Below are 19,307 nucleotides of genomic sequence, written 5' to 3'. Positions count from 1 at the left end.
TCATCGGCTCAGCGATGCTGGCAGGCTGGGTGCGCCGCTGTAACCTGGCCTGCGCCGAAAGCTGGAATGCGGTCACAGGGCCGGCGCTGGGGATCTTCGCCCGTTGGTAAAGCTCATCGGCTATAGGGCACGCTCACATGCGATAAACCCTGCGCGGGGCAAGTTAGCTCTGCTATCTGATGCTCGCTCCCGTAGCTCGAAAGCACCGATCACAGCGTCGACAGGAGAAACCTCCTGCGAGGTCTCATTATACGGTGGCGCCAAGCATGACCTCGGCGTTCCGAAATGTGCGCTCGTCGAAGATGCGGCCGAAGACGGCGTTGCGGCCGGCCGCTTTCGCCAAGTAGAGCTGTACATCGGCAGCCTTGATCCAGTTCATCGGATCAAGGCCAGGATAACAGGTTGCGGTGGCAACGCCGATGCTGACGGTGACGAGGGGCGCCGCATCCGAGCCGCCATGCGGGATCCCGAGCGCCCGCACCCGATCGCGGATCGTTTGCGCGATCTCCACCGCCTCCGAATGTGCCGCTCCCGGCAGCACGCAGGCGAACTCCTCGCCACCATACCGCGCGGCCAGATCTGACGCGTTACGCACCGCGCGGCTCAGCGTCGCTGCCACCATGGCGATGCAGCGGTCGCCAGCGCTGTGGCCATAGCTGTCATTGAAACGCTTGAAGAAGTCGATGTCGAGGATGATGACGGAGAGCTCCGCCGTATTCAGCGAAAGCCGCGCCGCCTCCCGCGCCAGGGTCGCTTCTAGCCTCCGGCGGTTGCCAAGGCCGGTCAGCGCATCCGTCACTGCGAGTCGCGCGAGCTCGTCCCGCATTCGCTTCATCTCAAGATGGTTTCGGACGCGAGCCCGGACGATCACCGGCGAGATCGGCTTATGAACGTAGTCGATCGCGCCGAGCTCCAGCCCGCGCACCTCCGCCGCCTGGTCACCAAGCGCAGTAGTGAAGATTACCGGCAGGTCAGCAAGCTGAGGGTCCGCCTTCAACCTTCGGCAAACCTCGTAGCCATCCAGGCCCGGCATCAGCACGTCGAGCAGTACGAGATCCGGCGCGGCGGAACGCACCACCTCCAGCGCCTCCTCACCGGAGGTGGCGAAACAGATTTCGTGCTCCTCCTCCAAGATCGCGCTGAGGATCTCGATATTCGTCGCCTCGTCGTCGACGATGAGGATCACCGCGCGCTGGTCCATCATGACAACTCCTCGGTGACGGCAGGCGAGGAGGCCAGCCCGTCAAGCAAGCAGATCGCCCGGTTGAAGTCGAGCACTGCCACCGCCTCCTTCAGCGGTCCAAGCTCTGATGAGCTGGCGAACGCCGCTTCCAGCACCTCCAGCGTCTTCCGCGCACGCAGGCTCCGGCGCTGCAGTAGCCCGCGCAACTCGGCGATGATTGGTTGGAGCGCCGCCGCGTTGGCGGGCTCGGCGGCTGCAGCCGGGCCGGTAGGCGGGACCAGCCCCCGTGCTGCAGCAAGGGCTGGCTCCATCGCCTGCTCCAGCCGGACGAGGAGCGCCTCGATCCCGTCGGGCCGCTGAGCATGGGCCGCGTCCTCCAGCAGACGCGCAGCTTCGGCCACATCGCGGATCTCAAGTGATCCGGCAACGCCTCTCAGTGTATGGGCGACACGGCGCGCGTCCTGCCACTCTCCCCTACCAAAGGCCTGCCGCAGCTCCGTCACGGTTCCGGCGAAGCGCGTCCCGAAATCCACAATCAGCTTCCGCAGGAGCGCACGCTTTCCGTTGAGCCGGTCGAGCGCGGCGGCCAGGTCGAAGGGCGGCAGGCTGTTGGGCAGCCCATCCTGCGCGACAGGTGCCGTCGCGGGCGTGACCGGCGCCTGGTCAGCCGCCGATGGTTTCAGCCAACGGTCCAGCGCCGCGATCAGCAGGGCGGGATCGACCGGCTTGGCGATGTGGTCGTTCATCCCGGCATCCAGGCAGCGTTGCCTCTCCTGCGCATAGGCATGCGCGGTCATGGCAATGATCGGAAGCTGCTCGGCATCGAAGTTGCGACGGATTGCGAGCGTCGCCTCGATGCCGTCCATCTCCGGCATCTGCACGTCCATTAGCACCGCCGCGAAGCGGCCCCCCGCGGCGAGTACCTTCTCTACTGCCACACGGCCGTTCTCGGCGATCTCTACATGAAGGCCGGCGTCGCCCAGCAGCTCCACCGCCACGTCCCGATTGATCTCATTGTCCTCCGCCAGCAGCACCTGACTGCCGCGTAGCGCCGGCGCGACCTTGCGCGATGCTTCTATCTGGGCAACGACCCGGCTCGGCTGTACTCGGGCGCGGCTGGAAAAAAGGGAGTGGATGACATCTTGGATTATCCCGGGATCGACGGGCTTCACCAGGAAGGCGGCTATGCCAGCGGTCTGCGCCTCGGCCAGCACCTCCTGCCGGCCATGGGCGGAAACCAGCATGACTGCGGGGGACGCGCCGAAGCGGCTGTCTTCGCGAATGCGGCGGGCCGCCTCGATGCCGTCCATGCCGGGCATCTTCCAATCGAGTAGCACGAGGTCATAGGGCTCACCCTGCGCCGCCCGCGTTTCCATGGCGCTAAGGCCCTCCGCGGCCGAGGCTGCTAGATCGACGGGAACCGACCAGCCAGCGAAGATTGCCTGCAATACTTCGCGCGAGGCAGGATTATCGTCGACGATCAGGACGCGGAGGCGCTGCAGCTCTTCCTGCGGCAGAGATTCGGGCGCAGCCGACGTGGCGGCTACGCGGAGCCGCGCCGTGAAATGGAAGCGGCTGCCCTGGCCCGGGCGGCTCTCCACCTCGATTTGGCCGCCCATCATCTCCACCAGTTGCCGGCTGATAGCGAGACCGAGACCGGTGCCGCCGAAACGGCGGGTCGTGGAGCTGTCCGCCTGGGTAAACGGACGGAAGAGCCGCGCCCGTTCTTCCTCGGTCATACCAATGCCGGTATCCGTTATCGCCACCTCAAGCAGCAGACTGTCCTCCGGACCCGGCCGGCTGCCGATGGCGAGTGCGATTTCGCCGCGATCGGTGAATTTCACTGCGTTGGTCAGGAGATTGAGGATCACTTGGCCGAGCCGGAGGGAATCACCCAGCAATTGCTGCGGCACCGCGGGATCGATCCGGACGCGGAGCGCAATGTCCTTCTCTTCCGCCCGGTCGGCGGCGATGCCAATGACGCTGTCCAGCGACTGGCGCAGGTCGAAGGGTACCGTCTCAAGGCTCAGCTTGCCTGCCTCAATCTTGGAAAAATCCAGGATGTCGTTGATCAGGCCAAGCAATGTGCCGCTCGCCGTCTTGATCTTCAGCAGGAAGTCGCGTTGCTTCGGCGTCAGCTCGGCTTGCAACGCCAAGTGGCTGAAGCCGAGGATGGCGTTCATCGGCGTACGGATCTCGTGGCTCATATTGGCGAGAAACATGCTTTTCGCCATGTTCGCCGCCTCCGCTTCGCGCGTGCGCGCCGCGACGCGCAGCTCCAACGTCTCGTTGGTGCGCATGATCTCGGCGCTCATTGCCCCGACTCGCGCGAAGGTCTGCACGAGGCGGTTCGCCAGCCAGACCAGCACGGCGGTCTGGAAAGCGACGATCGCGCCATGCAGCCAGACGCGGTTGAGATCGGCCCCGCTTGGGAAGACAGCGGAAGGAACAACGAAATTCAGCATCAAATGGTGCAGCGCGACGGTCACCGCGGCGACCATCACCACCCGCCAGTCGCACCAGCCGATCAACAGGGCAAGCGCGGCAAAGAAGTACATATGCATGTCCATCTGCCACGGGTGCCCCGCAAGCAGATAGACGAGGAGCGCCGGCTGCCCGATTAGCGCAATGGCCGAGAGATAACGTGTTGCCGGCTCGCTGCGTTGAGAGGCCCAACTGAGGTGCACCAGCGCCGCCATTGCAGCACTGGCAAGCGCAGCCGGCAGGGCTGGGCGCCCCAATGCAAGGGCGATGAGCGCCATTACCGGCGCATGCAGCCAGAGCAGCGACAGGAGCACGGCTCCGAAGCGGCGCCGCAGCCGATCAAGCTCATCCATCAATGGAGTCCTTTGCGCCACCGAGGCAGCCGCGCAGCCGCACGGCATCCAGCACAAGCCAGGCCCCGGCGCGGTAAAGCGCCGCCGCGAAGCCAGGGTCGTCGGAACGGGCGATGACGACGTTATGCCATCCCCCACTATCGAGTAGAATTCCGCCCGCTTCATCAACTAATGCGAGCATGCGTCCCGGCCCAAGCCAGGGCGGGCCGAGCACCGCATACTGGGTTGCTCCCGTCCGCGGCATTAGGCCAACGGCCATGATGCCGAATAGGCTCGCCATCAATAGCAGGGCGGCAGGCAGCAGCGGCACCCAAGCGGATCGGCGGGCAATCGTCGTAGCATGCATGGCGTGGGCTCGAGACCCTGCTGGGGACAGTTTGGGTCGTTGCGAGCCCACGGCCATATTATAACGGAAGCGTCGCCGAACAGCGATGGGTTTTAACATCTGCGTGAGCAGTGCGCCTGCCCGCCAGACGTCCTAGCCCGCATGCCGCGAGGATTGGTGTCGGCGAGGATTTGGCTATTCGCCCCCCGCCCGTGAGCTGCCCCTCGGGCCATTCGCCACCCGTCTCAGCCACGTGGCCGCGGGACTATAGGTGATCCAGCACCGCCGACGCGTAGCGGCCTTCCGTCATCAGCTTGCCGGGGCGGGCACCGCGCGGCCAGAAGCTGCTGATCCAGTGCTCGCTGCGGAAACTCGGCGGGTCGGTCGCCTGCTGGATGCCGAAGCTCATCCAGGGCTTGCTGTCGCGCGGTATGGCGCGCCGCTGTTGCCGACCGCAACAGGCGCTGCCTCTAGAAAGGCCTCGGCGCTGTCCGCCTCAGGAGGCGTCGTAGTGCGGCTGCACCGCCAGCCAGCGCTCGCTACACGAATGCGCAAGCTTCGCGTCACACGCGATAAGTCGCCCTTACCGCGTGTCCCAAAAGCCTTGCTTGCCGATCCAGGCGTGGATCAGCTGCGCAACCTCGTCCGAGTTGTGGTCCATCATCAGCATGTGGCTGTTGCCTCGCACACCTACCTCGGGAAGGTCGAGCCACTCGATCTCTCCGCCAGCGGCCGTCACCGCGTCTCGCCAGCGCTCGTTCGCCCTGAGCAGGTTGGTCCAGAATGGCACCCGGTCGAGGTAGTCGCCCCAGATTACGAGCTGCGGCACGCCTTTGATCCGTGCGGCCTCGACTTTCTCCGGGTTCGGGGCCCCGGACGGCTCGACCACGATCAGCGCCTTGACGAGGTCGGGATTATTGAGGGCCGCCGTATATCCAAACTTGCCGCTCTGGCTGTGCACCACAAGAATGCAGGGGCCGACGCGCTTGACCAGGGCGTCGTAGGCGGCCTGGGTAGCGGCGTCGTTCGTCACCCAGCGTGGCACCATCTGCTTGGCGAACTGGTCGAACGCCTCGAGCGGGAACTGCTGGTCCTCGAAGGGACGACGTTGGGCCGCCTCCCCGCTCCAGCTCCCGGCCGGGCCGAAACGGAACAGCTCCCAGGCTTCCCTCTTCGTGCGGAACAGCGGCTCACCCTTGTAGATCTCGGGGAAGCGTGACCAGCCGGAGCGCCCCCGCTCGACCGCGTCCGAGACGTAGGTGTTGTAGCCGGCGGCGAGGAAGAACTGCTGCCACCCCGGCTTGCCGTCCGGCTTCGTCTCCCAGTTCGCCCCGGTCATGCCGCCGCCGTCCTGTCCCTACCAACGTCGCCCGTCGTCGACCAAGCCCGAGCGCTCATGCACTTCAGGTCATCTGGATCTGCCCAGAGAAGGTCGGCATTGAGTGCCGTTATCCGACCCACACATTCTGCATCCTGCCCCTTTATGTAACGGAAGCGACAACTCGCCACCTACTTGCGCGTAGCTGTGTCGGGAGGTGGCTCATGATCGACCCCGACGATCGCGAGGCTGGGTTCTACTGGATCAGCATTGGTGGTCAGGAACCCGAGGTCGCTCAGTGGCAGTCCGAGTGGTGCCAGTGGCTGGTGACCGGGCGCGAGCGACCGCTTTCCGACGCGCGGTCCATGGAGGTTGTGGTGCTGAGCAGCGTATTGGCGCCCCCAGCCCTTACCGCACCCGCAGGCAGGTAGAGGCTCGCCACATCCCCCGACAACGGCCTCTGTTGGGCTCATGCTCGGTGCGGTGAAGAAGCGGGTGGTTATATTGCAGCCCCCGCTGGACCTGGCAGCCTCGGCCGTTTGTTGCGAATTTCTTTTAAAGAGTAAAGCGGCTGCGACGGATGAACTCGCTTGTCAGCGGTGCCGGAGGCGCCATCACTCCATGAGTAAGACGCTTTCCACAGACGAACTCCTGAGCGTTATCCACGGGGCACTCCTATCCGAGGTGCGCCGCGAGGATGCGGACCTTACCATGCGGCAGATCGCCATCCTGCTGATGGTCTACCTGACCGACGAGCCGCAGACCGTCCGTGGTCTGGCCGCCCACCTTCGTATCAGCAAGCCCGCCGTCACTCGCGGCATGGATCGGCTGGTGTTGTTCGAGCTGATCCGCCGGGAAGAGGAGCCCGAAGATCGACGCAGCGTCATCGCGGTCCGCACCGCGGCCGGCGCCGAGATGATGGAGCGGCTCAAGGCAGCGCTGAAGGCAACCCGCAGCGACGCTGGTTAGCTCGGCCTATCGTCGCTCGGTGCTTCCGGCACCTGCACCCCCAGGTGGACCGCCACGACCTCTACGAGCGCCACATCTTCCGCGGCTTTCGGATCAAGCTTGCGGAGTAGTCGAGGTGACGACCTCCACCTTGTCATCTAGGAGTGGAGAAGACGGCACGGGGCCACGCTCGCCCTGGATCATCAGCAGCGTGCCGCAGATCATGCCGCAGACTGCCAGAATGTGAGCCCAAACATTGGAGTTCGGGTTCTTCCAGGCCAAAACCCACAGCACGGCCGTGACAACGGCCGAGATGATGATCCATCGCCACATGTTGGCCGAGACATGGGCGCCCACATACGCAGTTGATGCTCGATAGGCCCGCATTGGCATCTAGGTATTCCTTGTTTGGAGCGGACCCGGCCAACCAATATAAGCCGACTTGAGCAGCAGCCACCAGCGGCATGCTGTGCTGGTGGTTGGACACAATCGGGCCGAGGCCTCTACCTGCGATCCGTATCGCCCTGATTTTCCATGGCGCTGCCGGGTTCTCCTCCTATTGTTGCGCAAGGTTGAGGGCAGCGGAGAGGAGGCGCATGGCTTTGCGACAGTCGGTGGCGGTGGCGCTTAGCCTCGCGCTCGCGGCGCCAGCTGTAGCTGATGAGCGGTTGCGCTTCGACGTCATCAGCGGCTTCCTCGGGCCCTGGCAGTTCCGCACCCTCGAGCAGCCCTTCTGGCTGCAGGAGGTGCCGGCGCTGACCGGGGGCCGCGCCGCCGCGGCGCTGCGGGCCGGCAGCAGCCTCGGCGTCACCTCGGAACAGATGCTGACGGTGATGCGGAATGGGGTAGCGACCTTCGGCACGCTGGAGCTCCGCGCCCTCACCCTTATCGAGCCCGAATGGGGCGTCGCCGACCTGCCCCTGCTCGCCAATGACGAGGTCAGTCTGCATCGTGCCATCGACCTGTGGCGGCCCCGGATCGCCGCCCAGATGCAGGAGAGCTACGGGATCGAGCTGCTGGCGGTGTTCATCCGTGCGCCGCAGGTGATGTTCTGCAACCGGCCCTTCGCCAGCTTGCTCGACCTGGCTGGCCGAAAGGTCCGCGTCGCCTCGGTCAACCAGTCGGACCTGATCGTCGCGCTCGGCGCCATCCCGGTGGTGCTGGAGCTCGAACGGGTCGTCAACAGCATCCGGGCGGGAGCGCTGGACTGCGCGGTGACCGGGGCGATGCCGGCCAGCGTCACCGGCCTGACCCGGGTCACCAGCCATGCCTCGACGGTGCCGCTCGGCTGGTCCATGGCCTTCTTCACCGCCAATGGGGCCCGCTGGGCGGCCCTGCCGGAAGCGGTGCGCGCGCCGCTGCGCGAGGGCATCCAGCGGATGGAAGGCGCCATGTGGCGGGCAGCGGAGGCGCAGCGGGCGGAGGGCGAGGCCTGCCTGACCGGCCAGACTGTCGGCTGCACTGTCGAGCCGAGCCGGATACAGCACGTCGGCGAGAGCGCGGCAGGCAGGGCGGCGCTCCGCGCCCTGTTTGCCTCGGCGGTGCTGCCGGGCTGGGTGCGCCGCTGCGGCGCGGCCTGCGCCGAGAGCTGGAACGCGGTCGCGGCGCCGGTGCTAGGGGTCTTCGCCCGTAGATAAGGCTTACTTCATTGCTGCCGTTCACATGCGATAAGTTCCCAAGGCGCAAATGAGCCGGCCCTGCCTCGTCGGAATGCTTGCAATGGCGAGTATGGATCAATCTCTCCAGAAAGCGCCGGCACCATCGGGAGTGAATGACACAATGGCTTCGAGGACCGCGACCAGACGCTCTGTGGCAAAGGGTTTATGCAACACTGGCGCAGCGGCGTGCGCGCCCATGTCACAGTCCGTGCCGTAACCCGTGGCGAACAAAAACGGCACGCCAAGCGCGGCCAGTTGGTTAGCAACTGGTGTCACTGACTCGCCAGCAAGGTTGATGTCCAGGACTGCAGCGTCCAATCCGCCATCCTGGGCCACTCTCTCGATGATCTGCAGAGCCTCAAACACGGTTCCGGCGGAGCCTACGACCTCCGCTCCCGCCTCGCTCAAGCCATCCTCAAGCAGCATCGTCAGCAGCGCCTCGTCCTCGACAATCAGGACGCGGCGATCCCGAAGCGTGGTGCGTCTTTGCGGCATGACCTGATGTTGTAAACCGGCTTGGTTGTCGTTCGCGGTCAGCATCGCGGTCATCTCTCATGACGCGGGCAGCCACGGCCGACCCTGACGCATAGAAGACCCTGGGCGTCACTTTGTCTGTTCGACACCAAACACGGAGTAGAAAGCGGTTGCTCAGCCCGCCGATGCCGCTGGCGCTGCCGAGCGAGGACCCAGCAGCCTGGCGTACTCGTGGCGAACCGTGTGATAGCACTCGCAGGTGGCGGCTTCGAGGCCAGGACGGTCGGTAATGGTCATGCGACCCCGTACGTAACGGATCAGGCCAGCCCGGCTCAGTAAGCCAGCGGCGATGGACACGCCCGGACGGTTCACGCCGAGCATCATCGCCATGAACTCGTGGGTCATGGGGAACTCGTCAGCACCGGCGCGGTCGTGTGCGGTCAATAGCCAGCGGGCCAAACGGTTTTCGATGGGGTGACGCGCGTTGCAGGCCCCGCCCTGTGTCACCTGGCCGAGAAAGGCCAGCGCATAGCGCAATAACAACGCCCGCAGAGCAGGGCTCCGGTCCATTGCTGCCTGGAATGCCGCCGCGCCGATCCGCAGAGCGGTGCCTTCCAGCTGCACCCTGGCGTCGGTCAGCGAGTGGCTGTCGCCAAAGACCAGCGCCAGGCCGAGCAGCCCCTCCGGTCCGGCGATGCCGCTCTCGACCTGCGCCCCGTCCTCGAGGGTCACGAGGACAGACACCATGCCTGTTTCGATGAAGAACACCGCATCCACCGGCCCGCCCGCAGCGTGCACGGTCTGATCAAAGGGCAGTTCGACGGCCTCGAGGTGGGGTTCCAGGTGCGCCCAATCTGCCAGCGCCAGGGCCGCGAGCAAGCCATTGCGGACGGACGACTGCTGGATCGTGGACTGGCTCATGCGGCTCTCCTGCGCGTGATACGGCGGGAGCGCTGGCCTCTCTCAGGCACCTGCAGCCGGGGATCCGTGCAGGCGATTTGCTCGACATAGAGTGCTGGTGAAGAATTCCCTAACAAAATCTGCTCTTCACGGGCCGGCGTGTCTGTGCCGGGACGGCCATGGCGCGAGGTTGGTCAAGTATTTGTTCGATTTCGAACGTACGAACCAGCCGGCTTCGCGTTGCCGTAAGGCCCTCTGACTACCGTTAAGGGCGGGAGTTGGAACGATGCGCATTCTGGTCGTCGAAGACGAGGCGCTTATTGCCATGATGCTCGCCGACGGCCTGGAAACTGCAGGGCATGAGGTTATGGGGCCGGTGACGACCGCTGCCGCGACTGTAAGACTTTGCGAGGCGATGCTGCCCGACCTGGCTCTGCTGGACGTCAACCTAGCGGGCGGCGACAACGGTGTGACCCTGGCGCGCGACCTGTTCGCACGCTGGCATCTGCCAGTGGTCTTCGCCAGCTCGCAGCCGGTGGATGTAGCTCGGGAAGCCTTCGCCGCGCTCGGCATCATCCAGAAGCCTTACCGGACGGAAACGGTGCTGCGCAGCATCGAGGTCGTGCGCGCGGTGCTGGATGGCCGAAAGCCCTCGAACATGCCGGCGGGCTTCGAACTATTTCCTCCCGGTGCGTAGCCCAAGTCCTTAACCGAGCCGTTTGGCATGGTGTGCAATCTGTCAGGGCCGAGTGGTCCTCCTCACCCCTTCGCCAGCATCGCCCAAGCCCGTGCGGCTGCCCCGTACATGGACAGCAGCAGACCCTTCTTACATGCGATAAGTCGCCCATCCCGGGGGACTGTAAAGGCGTGCTGCAATGCCGGCGGCGCCTTGCTCGTGCGCCGCCCACTACAACGTGGAGTAGAGCGCCTGCTTTCACTGCAACCGATGTATTTTGTTGCTGCCGATAGCCTCGGAACCGCGCAAGCTGGGGTGTGGGGAGGCAGCATCGATGCCTGTGCAAATTCGCCGAGCAGTTGCCGCGGATGCCGAAGCCTGCGGCCGCGTCATGCATGCGGCCTTCCGCGGCGTTGCGGAACGGCACGGTTTCGAGCCAGATATTCTGTCCGATGAGGTCGGTGCCGGTCTGGCCACAACCCTCATCGCCTCGCCCAACACTTTTGTCGTGGTGGCCGAGACGGACGGCCAGATTATCGGATCGAACTTCCTGCATCTCGGCGATCCCATCCGCGCCATAGGCCCCATCACCGTTGATCCGCCGCAACAGCGTGCAGGCGTGGGCCGCAAGCTTATGGAAGCAGCGCTCGAATATGCTGGCTCTGGATCCCCGGTGCGTCTCTGCGGAGATGCCTTCAACACGCAGTCGGTTGGCCTTTACGCCTCGCTGGGTTTCGAGATCAAGGAACCGCTGTTGCTCATGCAGGGGCGCTGCCGTGACGCGACCGGTGATGCTCGGTTGATGACGGAGAACGACATCCCGGCCTGCACGAACCTCTGCGACGCAGTCTATGGCACGACGCGCTCGGTCGAACTCGGCGAGGCTTTGCAGGCATTTCGTCCCGTCTTAGTCGAACGCCAAGGAGTGGTGAGCGGCTACATGTCGGCGCCCAATCTTTGGCTCATGAATCATGGCGTTGGCCAATCGGAGCGCGATATGCGGGCACTTATCGCCGGAGCCTCAGGCGCGAGCCAGGAGCCGGTCTCCTTCCTGCTGCCGGTCCGACAGGCAAGCCTGTTCCGTTGGTGCCTGTCCCAGGGCTTGCGGGTAGCAAAGCCCATGGCCCTGATGGCGCTCGGCGACTACTCCGAACCGAAGGGCGCTTGGTTCCCGTCCGTGTTTTACTGAAGGCGGAGCGGTGGTTCTGAGGAAGATGGCGGGGGCCATCTGCCGCGATCGGAAGGGCCGACGGGGTGCACAGAGCGGCAGACGGATATGGCACGCATCCTGGGTTGGTAAGGGCGTGGCACAGCGTGGACACAGACCGCGACGCTTGAGGTTCGCGATCCCAAGCGCATAGGCTCATGGGTAACGCTGAAGCAACGGAGTGCCAGGGAGGATGTTATGTCGACCATGGAGACCGCGAGGGCGTTCTTTGAAGCTTGCGAGGCCGGTGAGGGTTGGGCCGCCTGTGGCGGCCACTGTGCACCGGATGCAACCTTTGCGGCGCAGGCGGGCGCTCTGGCCGATGTAAAGTCGCTGCAGCAATACACCGAGTGGATGAAGGGCATCCTCACCGTCCTGACCGACGGCACCTACGAGTTGAAGGCCTTCGCGGAGGACCGCGAGCGCGGGCAGGTCTGCGCCTTCGCCACCTTTATCGGCACGCACAAGGCGGGCGGCCCGGTTCCGCCGACCGGCCGGACGACGCGCACGGACTATGTTTACGTCATGCGGTTCCGAGACGGAAAGATCACACATATGACCAAGATTTGGAACGATGGCTATGCGCTCAAGGAACTCGGCTGGGCCTGACGGACGGGCTAGGCCCTTGCGTCTTCTCGTCGCTCACGCTCCGGAAGCGGCGAGACTGCTTCCGCTCAGACTAGACCAGATGTCCGTCTGAGGCGGGGTGGCCCGCCTCGAACTGTGCAGGAATGACGAGGGTTGCGCTGGCTGGGCCGGCGCCTTGCCTCAGCACAGGAGACGGGCCGTGGGAGAGAGTATCACCTTTGTTGGGCTGGATGTGCATAAGGCGACGATCGCGGTCTGCGTGGCCGAGGCCGGCCGGGATGGCGAGGTGCGGTACGTCGGCGAGATCCCGAACGAGCCGGGGGCGCTCGACAAGCTAGCGGCCCGGCTCGGACGGGGTGGTCGGACGCCCCGCTTTGCCTACGAGGCCGGGCCGTGCGGGTACGGGGTCTACCGGCACCTCCGTCGTCGCGGGCACGATTGCGTCGTGGTTGCGCCGAACCTCATCCCCCGCAAGTCGGGCGAGCGGATCAAGACGGACCGGCGGGACGCGACGGCGCTGGCCCGGCTGCATCGGGCGGGCGAACTGACGCCGGTCTGGGTGCCAGAGCCAGAGCACGAGGCCATGCGGGACCTCGTCCGGGCCCGGGCCGACATGGTGGAGGCGCTCGGCAAGGCGCGGCAGCGGCTACAGGGCTTCCTGCTCCGACACGGGCGGGCCTACGACGGCAAGCGTTGGACCTGGCCGCACCGGAAGTGGCTCATGGAACAGACCTTCTCGCAGCCGGCACAGCAGGTGGCCTGCCAGGAATACCTCGACGCGGTGAACGAACTCGAGGCGCGCATCGAGCGCCTCACGGGCCGCATCCGCGACCTCGTGCCGGCCTGGAGCATGGCGCCGGTGGTCGAGGCACTGCAGGCCATGCGCGGCGTCTCGCTCATCGTCGCCTCGGCGCTGGTGGCGGAGGTCGGTGACTTCACGCGGTTCGACAACCCGCGTCAGTTGATGGCCTACCTCGGTCTCGTGCCATCCGAGCACTCCAGCGGCGCCAAGCGTCGGCAGGGCGGGATCACCAAGGCCGGCAGCTCGCTTGCGCGCCGCATGCTCGTCGAGGGCGCCTGGACCTATCGGCTGCCCGCACGGATTTCAGCGCAAATGCGGCCTCGGCTCGCCGGGCTGCCGCGAGAGGTGCGCGACGTCGCATGGAAGGCGCAGGTGCGGCTCTGCGCCCGATACCGCCGGCTCCAGGCCATCGGCAAGCGGCCGCAGGTCGTCGTGACCGCGATCGCGCGCGAGATGGTGGGCTTCGCCTGGGCGATTGCCCGCATGGTGACGCCCCCCGTCCGGACAGCCTGACGCCCCGATCGGGGCAGCAAAGGAGGAAGGGTCCAACAGACGAGACGCTTGGGCGAGGAGGTGGGAGCGGTCAGGGGAACCCTCGAAGACACTACGGGGAGGCCACGTACCGATCCCCGCTCCTAGACAGAGGCAGCCCCGCGACGATCAGGGTCATGCGGTATCCAACCCGCGCATCAGAGCTGGATCAACCGTCGCTCGTCACCCGCCTCCTCACCCAAACGCCTCTGCATTTATCACAACGCCTGCACGGCGAACGGCAGCGTGCGTCCACCCCTTGAAGCGACGGACATCAGAGGTGTTTGGTCCCGGGATTTGGTGGTGCGGGTCGTGGATGAACCTGGACGGCCCTTCCGACCAGGCTTTGCAGAATTCAGCAACGCACTCACAGGCGTCATCCCCTCAGCCCAAGCTTCCTCGCTGAATTAGACATTTACCAATGGGCGTTCCGGCTTGTCTGGACAGGGTGTGGGCTACAGTAAGCCGCACCGAGCCTGGCGGCTGAGCATGGGCCACACGTTTCTCCTAGGCAGGTTATTGTGCTTGGCGGCGCCACGATAGGGTGCCATCGCGCCGCTGGCCGCTCTCGGGCAGGGTCTGCTTATCAGTGCTCTGCCGCAGCCGCTTCGCCCGCCACCCAGTCGAGGAAGGCGCGTACGCTGGGCCGCATGGCGGCTTCGGCCGGGCAGACCGCGTAATAGCCGCGCCCGCGCCGCAGCACGGTATCAGAGATCTGCTCCAGCCGCTGCGCCGCGATATCCGCGGCTAGGTAGCGCCGCTGCGTGAGCCCGATGCCGAGCCCGTCGGCAACCGCCTGCCAGACCAAAGCAAGGTCGTCGAACTCCAGCTTGCGCTGCGGTCGCCCCTCGATCCCGGCCGTGCGCAGCCATTCCGCCCAATCCTGCGGGCGGCGCTGATGGATGATGAAGGTTTCCCGCAGGATCGCCTCCGGCCCGTCGGCAGCCAGCCGGTCCCGCGTGCCGGGCGGGCCGAAGGCGACCAACTCGTCCTCGAACAGGCGGGTCGCGACGAGGCCAGCCCAGCGGCCATGGCCGTAGCGCACCGCGACATCCACCCGGTCCCGCTCGAAATCCACCGAGTCATAGCCGGATGACAACGCCAACTCGATCTCTGGATGGCGCGCATGGAAGGAGGAAAGGCGCGGGATCAGCCAGCGCACCAGAAAGGTGGTGTAGGCATGCACCGCCAGGCGCACCCGCCCGGGCGTGGCACGCAGCGCATCGGTCGCCTCCACGATCTGGCCGAAGGCCTGGGCGACGGATTGGGCATAGCGCCGGCCCGGCTGGGTAAGGCGAAGCGCGCCGCCCTCCCGCTCGAACAGGGAGACCTGGAGGACATCCTCGAGGTTCCGCACATGCCGCCCAACCGCGGTGGGCGTGACCGATAGCTCCTCCGCGGCACGGGCCAGCGAACCGTGCCGCGCCACGGATTCAAAGGCCTTCAACGCGTTCAGCGGCGGCAAGCGGCGCATGGGCCCTCCCGGCGCGCAGTTTAGGTCGGGGGGATGCTGCGGAAAAGTCGATGGCCGGGGCGTCGGCCGCGGGGCAGGCTGGTGGGGAGGACATGGTCGGGACAGGACGGCATGGAGTTCAGGATCGGCCCCGAGCAGCGCGAGATGGTCGCCTCGGTGCGTGCGCTGGCACAGGGGGAATTCCGGCGCGACGCGCCGAAATGGATGGACGGCACCTTCCCCTGGCCGAACATGAAGAAGCTCGCCGGGCTCGGCGTCCTCGGCATGTCGGTGCCGGAGGAGTATGGCGGCCTCGGCCTGTCCATTCTCGACAGCGCCCTGATCCTCGAGGAGATCGCCAAGGTGGACTATGTCACCGCCATGGCGGTGCTCGGCGAGGCCGGGGTGCAGACCCGCGTCATCTCCCATTACGCGCCGAAGGCGATCAAGGAACGCATCCTGCCGCAGGTCGTCTCCGGCGACTGCATCCTGTCCATCTGCATGACCGAGCCGCATGCCGGCACGGATGTCGCCAACTACCGGACCAACACCGTCCGCCGCGGCAACCACCTGGTGCTGAACGGGACCAAGACCCTGATCTCCCGCGCCGAGGAGGCGGGGATGTTCGTCGTCTTCACCCGGGTGGAGGGGCAGCCGGGGCGGGAGGGCATCGGCTGCGTGCTGGTGGAACGGGGCACGCCCGGCCTTGCCGTCACCGGCACCTACCACACCATGGGGGGCGAGAACCTGCATGAGGTGCAGTTCGAGAATTGCGAGCTGCCGCCTGAGAACCTGGTGATCGAGGAGGATGGCTTCCGCAAGCTGCTTACGGCCTTCAACACGCAGCGCTGCCTCAACCCCAGCATCTCGCTCGGCCTCGCGGAAGGCGCCTTCGACGAGGCCGTGTCCTATGTGCGGGAGCGCACCCTGTTCGGCAAGCCGATCGCCGACAGCCAGGGTATCCGCTGGAAATTCGCCGACATGTTCAAGGAGATCGAGGCGGGGCGGGGCCTGCTCTATCGTGCCTGCCTGACCGCCAACCCTTTCCCCGATCCCTTCATGGCAGCGACCGCCAAGGTCTTCTGCAACGAAATGTCGATCCGCGTCACCGGCGAGGCGCTGCAGGTGCATGGCGGCTACGGCTTCACCGATGAATACCCGGTCTCCCGCCTCTATCGCGGGGCGCGCTACGGCTCGCTCGGCGGCGGCTCCTCGGAATCGCTGCGGGACCTGGTCGGCAAGCGCATCCTCGACGGCACCATGGGCCCGGAGGGCATCATGGGCCTGAAGACCTACTGAGGAGCGGCCCATGCTGCTGGTCGAGGCCGATGGCAAGGCGCTGCTGGCGCGGCATGGCATCCGGGTGCTGCCAGCGACGCTGGTGCGGCAGGAGGAGGGCTTCCGCCCGGAGGGGCCCGGCCCCTGGGTGGTCAAGGCGCAGGTGCCAGTCGGCGGTCGCGGCAAGGCGGGCGGCATCGCTTTCTGCAGGGATGCGGCGGCGGTGACGGAGGCGCTGCAACGCCTGCTGGGAGGCACGCTGCGGGGCCATCCGGTGACTGCCTGCCTGGTGGAGCAGGCCGTCGCAGGGGCCGAGGAGCACTACCTGTCGCTGCTGGTGGACCCTGCAAGCTACGGTGTCCGCATCGCCTGGACTCGCGCCGGCGGCATCGAGGTGGAAGAAGCGGGCGAGCTCGCCACCCGCCTCGCCCCGCCCGAGGAAGGCGCGATCCAGGCCGCGGCCGAGGAGCTGCTGGCCGAGGCCCCGCCGCGGGACCGCGCGGCGCTGCGCGATGCCGTCGCGGGCCTGGCGCGGGCGCTGCTGCGGGACGGGCTGCTGCTGGCGGAGGTGAACCCCCTTTTCCTCGGGCCGGACGGCGCGGTCGCGGGCGATGCCAAGGTGGTGCTGGACCTGAACCTGGCCGAGACACGCACCGACCTGCGCGACCTCGTCCTCGCCCGCCCCGAGGCTTATCCGGACGCGGTCCGCAAGCTGGAGGAGGGGTTCGACTATGTCGAACTCGACCCCGAGGGCGAGCTCGGCCTCGTCACCACCGGCGCCGGCCTGTCGATGGTGGTGGTGGACGAGATGCAGGCGGCCGGGCTGAAGCCGCTGAATTTCTGCGACCTGCGCACGGGCCAGCTTCGCGGCGACCCGGCCCGGCTGGTGCGCGTGCTGGGCTGGATCGCGGAGCGGCGCCGGGTGCGCGTCGTGTTGGTCAATATCTTCGCTGGCATCACCGATCTCGGCGAGTTCGGCCGGCTGCTCTCGGACGCGCTCGACCGGACCGGGTTGCGGCTGCCGGTGGTGGCGCGGCTGGTCGGCAACGGGGCGGCGGCCGGCCGGGCGGAGCTGGAGCGGCGCCACCCGGAGATCGCGGTCGTGGACAGCCTGCCCGAAGCCCTGGCCCGCATCGCGGCGTTGCGCGCGCCATGATCGCCAGCCTCTCCGCCCGGACGCCTGTCCTCGTTCTGGGGCTGACCGGCCGCATGGGGCGTGCCCATGCCGCGCATATGCGCCGCTACGGCACGAATATCGTCGGCGGCACCGCCATCCGCGCCGATGCGCCGGCCGAGCAGGACGGCATCCCGGTCTTCGCCGACGTCGCGGCCGCAGTGGCGGCCACGGGGGCGCAGGCCGCGATCGCCATGGTGCCGCCGGCCGGCACGCGGGCCGCCGCCGAAGCTGCCTTCGCTGCTGGCATCCGCCTGCTGGTGACCATCGCCGAGGGCGTTCCGGTGCATGACTCGATCGCCATCGGCCGCGCGGCGCGCGCTGCGGGCGCGACCTGGGTCGGCCCCTCCACCCCCGGCCTCGCCCTGCCCGGGCGGATGAAGATCGGCTTCCTGCCCGATGTCGCGCTCTGCCCCGGCGATGTGGCGCTGATGAGCAAGAGCGGCACCCTGTCCTACGAGGTTGGCTACCGCATGGCACAGCGAGGCCTCGGGCAGAGCCTCTGGGTCGGCGTCGGCGGCGATCCGGTGAAGGGGGTGCGCTTCGCCGAGCTGTTACCCGTCTTCCAGGCCGATCCCGCCACCCGTGCCATCGTCCTGGTGGGCGAGGTCGGCGGGGTGGAGGAGGAGGAATTCGCCGCGGCCCTCGCCGCCACGCCCGACGCCAAGCCCGTCTTCGCCATCATCGCGGGGCGGGAGGCGAAGGAAGGCGTGTCCATGGGCCATGCCGGCGCGCTCACCTGGGGCGAGTTCGGCACACATGCCGCGAAGCAGGCCAGGCTGACCACCGCCGGCGCGCGCTGCTGCGCGACCGTCGAGGCGCTGGTGGAGGCACTGGCCGCCGGCTGAGTACGCAACGGGGGAGGACAGGGTATGACCGGCCGCGAGACAGGAAGCCCTTTGGGCTCCGCAATGACGCGCCGCGCGGCGCTGGCCCTGTCTGCCCTGGCCGCGCCAACGCTTGCCCAAGCTGCCTGGCCGCAGCGGCCGGTGCGAATCGTCGTGCCCTTCGCACCGGGCGCCAGCAACGACCTGATCGCGCGCGCCGCGGCGAATGGGCTGCAGCCCCTGCTCGGCCAGCCGATGCCGGTCGAGAACCGCCCCGGCGCCGGCGGCGCGATCGGCGCGGCGAGCGTCGCGGCCGCCCCGCCCGATGGCTATACGCTGATGATCGCGACGACCTCGATCGCCATGGCGGCGGCGGTGCAGCCCACGCCCTACAATCCGGCGCGGGACTTCACCGCCGTCCGCCAGCTCGCCGAGGCCCCGATCGGGGTGGTGGTCGCCGGCGACTCGCTCTTCCACAGCCTGGGTGCGCTGGTCGAGGCGGCACGCGCCAAGCCGGGCAAGATCCGCTACGGCTCGGCGGGACCGGGGACGGTGAACCACTTAGCCGGCGCGCTCTTCGCATTGCGCGCCGGGCTGCAGCTGGAGCACGTGCCCTATCGCGGCATGAGCCCGGCGATCCTCGACATGCTGGGCGGCCGCATCGAGATGGGCTTTCCCTCGCTGCCATCCGTCGCCGGCCAGCTGCGCTCCGGCGAGGTGCGGCTGCTCGCCGTGCTCGCGCCGGTGCGGCAATCCGACATGCCCGAGGTGCCGGCGGCGCGGGAGCAGGGCGTGGATATGGAACTGCTCTTTTGGTGGGGCATTCTCGGCCCGAAGGGCCTGCCCGGCGCGGTGGTCCAACAGCTGGATCAGGCTCTGGAGACGGTCCTCGGCACGCCTGAGATGCTGCGCTTCCTGGCTCATGAAGGCGCCACCCCCAGCCGGATCAATCCGGACGAGTTCCAGCACCTCTTGATCGCTGAAACAGCGCGCTGGGCCGAGATCGTGCGCCTAGCCGGCATCACCGTCGGCTGAGGTGTGTCAGGCCGTCGTTTGCTCTGTGGGGGGATTGTCACAGCTCGGACCCGGCGGCCAAGCCCACCCCTTGAGCTTGATCACATGCGATAA

General features: G+C 66.9%; 20 protein-coding genes. 11 read left to right on the top strand and 9 right to left on the bottom strand.

Going from position 1 to position 19,307, the window contains the following annotated elements; genetic code table 11:
• Positions 1 to 247: 247 nt before the first annotated feature.
• The 5 genes from JMJ55_RS27045 to JMJ55_RS27025 form a co-directional block, all read right to left on the bottom strand.
• A complete protein-coding gene (locus tag JMJ55_RS27045) occupies positions 248 to 1,204 on the bottom strand; it encodes a diguanylate cyclase (protein ID WP_202828728.1) in 957 nt (318 codons plus the stop codon).
• The gene (locus JMJ55_RS27040) at positions 1,201 to 4,020 is read right to left on the bottom strand and encodes a hybrid sensor histidine kinase/response regulator (protein ID WP_202828727.1); all 2,820 of its coding nucleotides are present in this window, start codon (positions 4,018 to 4,020) and stop codon (positions 1,201 to 1,203) included. The genes JMJ55_RS27045 and JMJ55_RS27040 overlap by 4 nt, the downstream gene beginning before the upstream one ends.
• The gene (locus JMJ55_RS27035) at positions 4,013 to 4,366 is read right to left on the bottom strand and encodes a hypothetical protein (RefSeq protein WP_202828726.1); all 354 of its coding nucleotides are present in this window, start codon (positions 4,364 to 4,366) and stop codon (positions 4,013 to 4,015) included. Before JMJ55_RS27035 ends, JMJ55_RS27040 begins: the two co-directional genes overlap by 8 nt.
• Before the next feature lie 244 nt (positions 4,367 to 4,610).
• A complete protein-coding gene (locus JMJ55_RS27030; RefSeq protein ID WP_202828725.1) occupies positions 4,611 to 4,754 on the bottom strand; it encodes a hypothetical protein in 144 nt (47 codons plus the stop codon).
• Positions 4,755 to 4,928: 174 nt separating this feature from the next.
• The gene (locus JMJ55_RS27025; RefSeq protein ID WP_202828724.1) at positions 4,929 to 5,684 is read right to left on the bottom strand and encodes an alpha/beta hydrolase family protein; all 756 of its coding nucleotides are present in this window, start codon (positions 5,682 to 5,684) and stop codon (positions 4,929 to 4,931) included.
• Positions 5,685 to 5,887: 203 nt separating this feature from the next.
• Here JMJ55_RS27025 and JMJ55_RS27020 point away from each other — a divergent pair, with 203 nt between their 5' ends.
• On the top strand, positions 5,888 to 6,094 hold the full coding sequence (locus JMJ55_RS27020; protein WP_202828723.1) for a hypothetical protein: 207 nt from the start codon (positions 5,888 to 5,890) through the stop codon (positions 6,092 to 6,094).
• Positions 6,095 to 6,284: 190 nt separating this feature from the next.
• Entirely contained in the window at positions 6,285 to 6,632 is a 348-nt protein-coding gene (locus tag JMJ55_RS27015; RefSeq protein ID WP_202828722.1) for a MarR family winged helix-turn-helix transcriptional regulator, read from the top strand.
• A gap of 93 nt (positions 6,633 to 6,725) precedes the next feature.
• On the opposite strand, the gene JMJ55_RS27010 is transcribed toward JMJ55_RS27015, so the two are convergent.
• Positions 6,726 to 7,004, bottom strand: a complete 279-nt coding sequence (locus JMJ55_RS27010; RefSeq protein WP_202828721.1) for a hypothetical protein — start codon at positions 7,002 to 7,004, stop codon at positions 6,726 to 6,728.
• A gap of 203 nt (positions 7,005 to 7,207) precedes the next feature.
• Here JMJ55_RS27010 and dctP point away from each other — a divergent pair, with 203 nt between their 5' ends.
• The gene (gene dctP, locus JMJ55_RS27005) at positions 7,208 to 8,248 is read left to right on the top strand and encodes a TRAP transporter substrate-binding protein DctP (protein WP_202828720.1); all 1,041 of its coding nucleotides are present in this window, start codon (positions 7,208 to 7,210) and stop codon (positions 8,246 to 8,248) included.
• Between the two features lie 96 nt (positions 8,249 to 8,344).
• Here the strand turns inward: dctP and JMJ55_RS27000 are convergent, their stop codons facing one another.
• Together JMJ55_RS27000 and JMJ55_RS26995 are read right to left on the bottom strand one after the other, a co-directional pair.
• Positions 8,345 to 8,818 (bottom strand): response regulator, encoded by a 474-nt coding sequence (locus JMJ55_RS27000; RefSeq protein ID WP_236034100.1) that lies wholly within the window; start codon positions 8,816 to 8,818, stop codon positions 8,345 to 8,347.
• A gap of 99 nt (positions 8,819 to 8,917) precedes the next feature.
• The gene (locus JMJ55_RS26995) at positions 8,918 to 9,664 is read right to left on the bottom strand and encodes a Crp/Fnr family transcriptional regulator (protein ID WP_202828719.1); all 747 of its coding nucleotides are present in this window, start codon (positions 9,662 to 9,664) and stop codon (positions 8,918 to 8,920) included.
• A 265-nt stretch (positions 9,665 to 9,929) separates the two neighbouring features.
• Here JMJ55_RS26995 and JMJ55_RS26990 point away from each other — a divergent pair, with 265 nt between their 5' ends.
• The 4 genes from JMJ55_RS26990 to JMJ55_RS26975 all read left to right on the top strand — a co-directional run bounded on the left by JMJ55_RS26990 (position 9,930) and on the right by JMJ55_RS26975 (position 13,429).
• On the top strand, positions 9,930 to 10,340 hold the full coding sequence (locus JMJ55_RS26990) for a response regulator (RefSeq protein WP_202828718.1): 411 nt from the start codon (positions 9,930 to 9,932) through the stop codon (positions 10,338 to 10,340).
• A 313-nt stretch (positions 10,341 to 10,653) separates the two neighbouring features.
• On the top strand, positions 10,654 to 11,508 hold the full coding sequence (locus tag JMJ55_RS26985) for a GNAT family N-acetyltransferase (protein ID WP_202828717.1): 855 nt from the start codon (positions 10,654 to 10,656) through the stop codon (positions 11,506 to 11,508).
• Positions 11,509 to 11,724: 216 nt separating this feature from the next.
• Positions 11,725 to 12,135, top strand: a complete 411-nt coding sequence (locus tag JMJ55_RS26980) for an ester cyclase (protein WP_202828716.1) — start codon at positions 11,725 to 11,727, stop codon at positions 12,133 to 12,135.
• Between the two features lie 178 nt (positions 12,136 to 12,313).
• A complete protein-coding gene (locus JMJ55_RS26975) occupies positions 12,314 to 13,429 on the top strand; it encodes an IS110 family RNA-guided transposase (protein ID WP_202828715.1) in 1,116 nt (371 codons plus the stop codon).
• Positions 13,430 to 14,033: 604 nt separating this feature from the next.
• On the opposite strand, the gene JMJ55_RS26970 is transcribed toward JMJ55_RS26975, so the two are convergent.
• Positions 14,034 to 14,921, bottom strand: a complete 888-nt coding sequence (locus JMJ55_RS26970) for a LysR substrate-binding domain-containing protein (RefSeq protein ID WP_202828714.1) — start codon at positions 14,919 to 14,921, stop codon at positions 14,034 to 14,036.
• A gap of 111 nt (positions 14,922 to 15,032) precedes the next feature.
• Here JMJ55_RS26970 and JMJ55_RS26965 point away from each other — a divergent pair, with 111 nt between their 5' ends.
• The 4 genes from JMJ55_RS26965 (at position 15,033) to JMJ55_RS26950 (ending at position 19,214) form a co-directional block, all read left to right on the top strand.
• A complete protein-coding gene (locus JMJ55_RS26965; RefSeq protein ID WP_202828713.1) occupies positions 15,033 to 16,199 on the top strand; it encodes an acyl-CoA dehydrogenase family protein in 1,167 nt (388 codons plus the stop codon).
• Between the two features lie 10 nt (positions 16,200 to 16,209).
• The gene (locus JMJ55_RS26960) at positions 16,210 to 17,334 is read left to right on the top strand and encodes an ATP-grasp domain-containing protein (RefSeq protein WP_202828712.1); all 1,125 of its coding nucleotides are present in this window, start codon (positions 16,210 to 16,212) and stop codon (positions 17,332 to 17,334) included.
• Positions 17,331 to 18,200 carry a succinate--CoA ligase subunit alpha gene (locus JMJ55_RS26955; RefSeq protein ID WP_202828711.1) on the top strand — a complete coding sequence of 290 codons (870 nt, stop codon included), beginning with the start codon at positions 17,331 to 17,333 and terminating at the stop codon, positions 18,198 to 18,200. The genes JMJ55_RS26960 and JMJ55_RS26955 overlap by 4 nt, the downstream gene beginning before the upstream one ends.
• A gap of 63 nt (positions 18,201 to 18,263) precedes the next feature.
• Positions 18,264 to 19,214: a Bug family tripartite tricarboxylate transporter substrate binding protein gene (locus JMJ55_RS26950; RefSeq protein ID WP_202828710.1), complete on the top strand. Its 951-nt coding sequence runs from the start codon at positions 18,264 to 18,266 to the stop codon at positions 19,212 to 19,214.
• The last annotated feature ends 93 nt before the right edge of the window (positions 19,215 to 19,307 follow it).

The organism is Belnapia mucosa, assembly GCF_016775475.1.
GTDB lineage: Bacteria > Pseudomonadota > Alphaproteobacteria > Acetobacterales > Acetobacteraceae > Belnapia > Belnapia mucosa.
The sequence above is the reverse complement of the archived record's forward strand: the minus strand, read 5'-3'. Positions and strand labels throughout refer to the sequence as shown.

What these genes read in the sequence shown, in the direction of transcription:
- JMJ55_RS27000 (WP_236034100.1), bottom strand. Translation starts at nt 8,818, where the DNA reads ATGACCGCGATGCTGACCGCGAACGACAACCAAGCCGGTTTACAACAT.
- JMJ55_RS26995 (WP_202828719.1), bottom strand. Translation starts at nt 9,664, where the DNA reads ATGAGCCAGTCCACGATCCAGCAGTCGTCCGTCCGCAATGGCTTGCTC.
- JMJ55_RS27020 (WP_202828723.1), top strand. Translation starts at nt 5,888, where the DNA reads ATGATCGACCCCGACGATCGCGAGGCTGGGTTCTACTGGATCAGCATT.
- JMJ55_RS26970 (WP_202828714.1), bottom strand. Translation starts at nt 14,921, where the DNA reads ATGCGCCGCTTGCCGCCGCTGAACGCGTTGAAGGCCTTTGAATCCGTG.
- JMJ55_RS26990 (WP_202828718.1), top strand. Translation starts at nt 9,930, where the DNA reads ATGCGCATTCTGGTCGTCGAAGACGAGGCGCTTATTGCCATGATGCTC.
- JMJ55_RS27035 (WP_202828726.1), bottom strand. Translation starts at nt 4,366, where the DNA reads ATGCATGCTACGACGATTGCCCGCCGATCCGCTTGGGTGCCGCTGCTG.
- dctP (WP_202828720.1), top strand. Translation starts at nt 7,208, where the DNA reads ATGGCTTTGCGACAGTCGGTGGCGGTGGCGCTTAGCCTCGCGCTCGCG.
- JMJ55_RS27010 (WP_202828721.1), bottom strand. Translation starts at nt 7,004, where the DNA reads ATGCCAATGCGGGCCTATCGAGCATCAACTGCGTATGTGGGCGCCCAT.
- JMJ55_RS27045 (WP_202828728.1), bottom strand. Translation starts at nt 1,204, where the DNA reads ATGATGGACCAGCGCGCGGTGATCCTCATCGTCGACGACGAGGCGACG.
- JMJ55_RS26950 (WP_202828710.1), top strand. Translation starts at nt 18,264, where the DNA reads ATGACGCGCCGCGCGGCGCTGGCCCTGTCTGCCCTGGCCGCGCCAACG.
- JMJ55_RS27040 (WP_202828727.1), bottom strand. Translation starts at nt 4,020, where the DNA reads ATGGATGAGCTTGATCGGCTGCGGCGCCGCTTCGGAGCCGTGCTCCTG.
- JMJ55_RS26980 (WP_202828716.1), top strand. Translation starts at nt 11,725, where the DNA reads ATGTCGACCATGGAGACCGCGAGGGCGTTCTTTGAAGCTTGCGAGGCC.
- JMJ55_RS27025 (WP_202828724.1), bottom strand. Translation starts at nt 5,684, where the DNA reads ATGACCGGGGCGAACTGGGAGACGAAGCCGGACGGCAAGCCGGGGTGG.
- JMJ55_RS27015 (WP_202828722.1), top strand. Translation starts at nt 6,285, where the DNA reads ATGAGTAAGACGCTTTCCACAGACGAACTCCTGAGCGTTATCCACGGG.
- JMJ55_RS26955 (WP_202828711.1), top strand. Translation starts at nt 17,331, where the DNA reads ATGATCGCCAGCCTCTCCGCCCGGACGCCTGTCCTCGTTCTGGGGCTG.
- JMJ55_RS26985 (WP_202828717.1), top strand. Translation starts at nt 10,654, where the DNA reads ATGCCTGTGCAAATTCGCCGAGCAGTTGCCGCGGATGCCGAAGCCTGC.
- JMJ55_RS26965 (WP_202828713.1), top strand. Translation starts at nt 15,033, where the DNA reads ATGGAGTTCAGGATCGGCCCCGAGCAGCGCGAGATGGTCGCCTCGGTG.
- JMJ55_RS26960 (WP_202828712.1), top strand. Translation starts at nt 16,210, where the DNA reads ATGCTGCTGGTCGAGGCCGATGGCAAGGCGCTGCTGGCGCGGCATGGC.
- JMJ55_RS27030 (WP_202828725.1), bottom strand. Translation starts at nt 4,754, where the DNA reads ATGAGCTTCGGCATCCAGCAGGCGACCGACCCGCCGAGTTTCCGCAGC.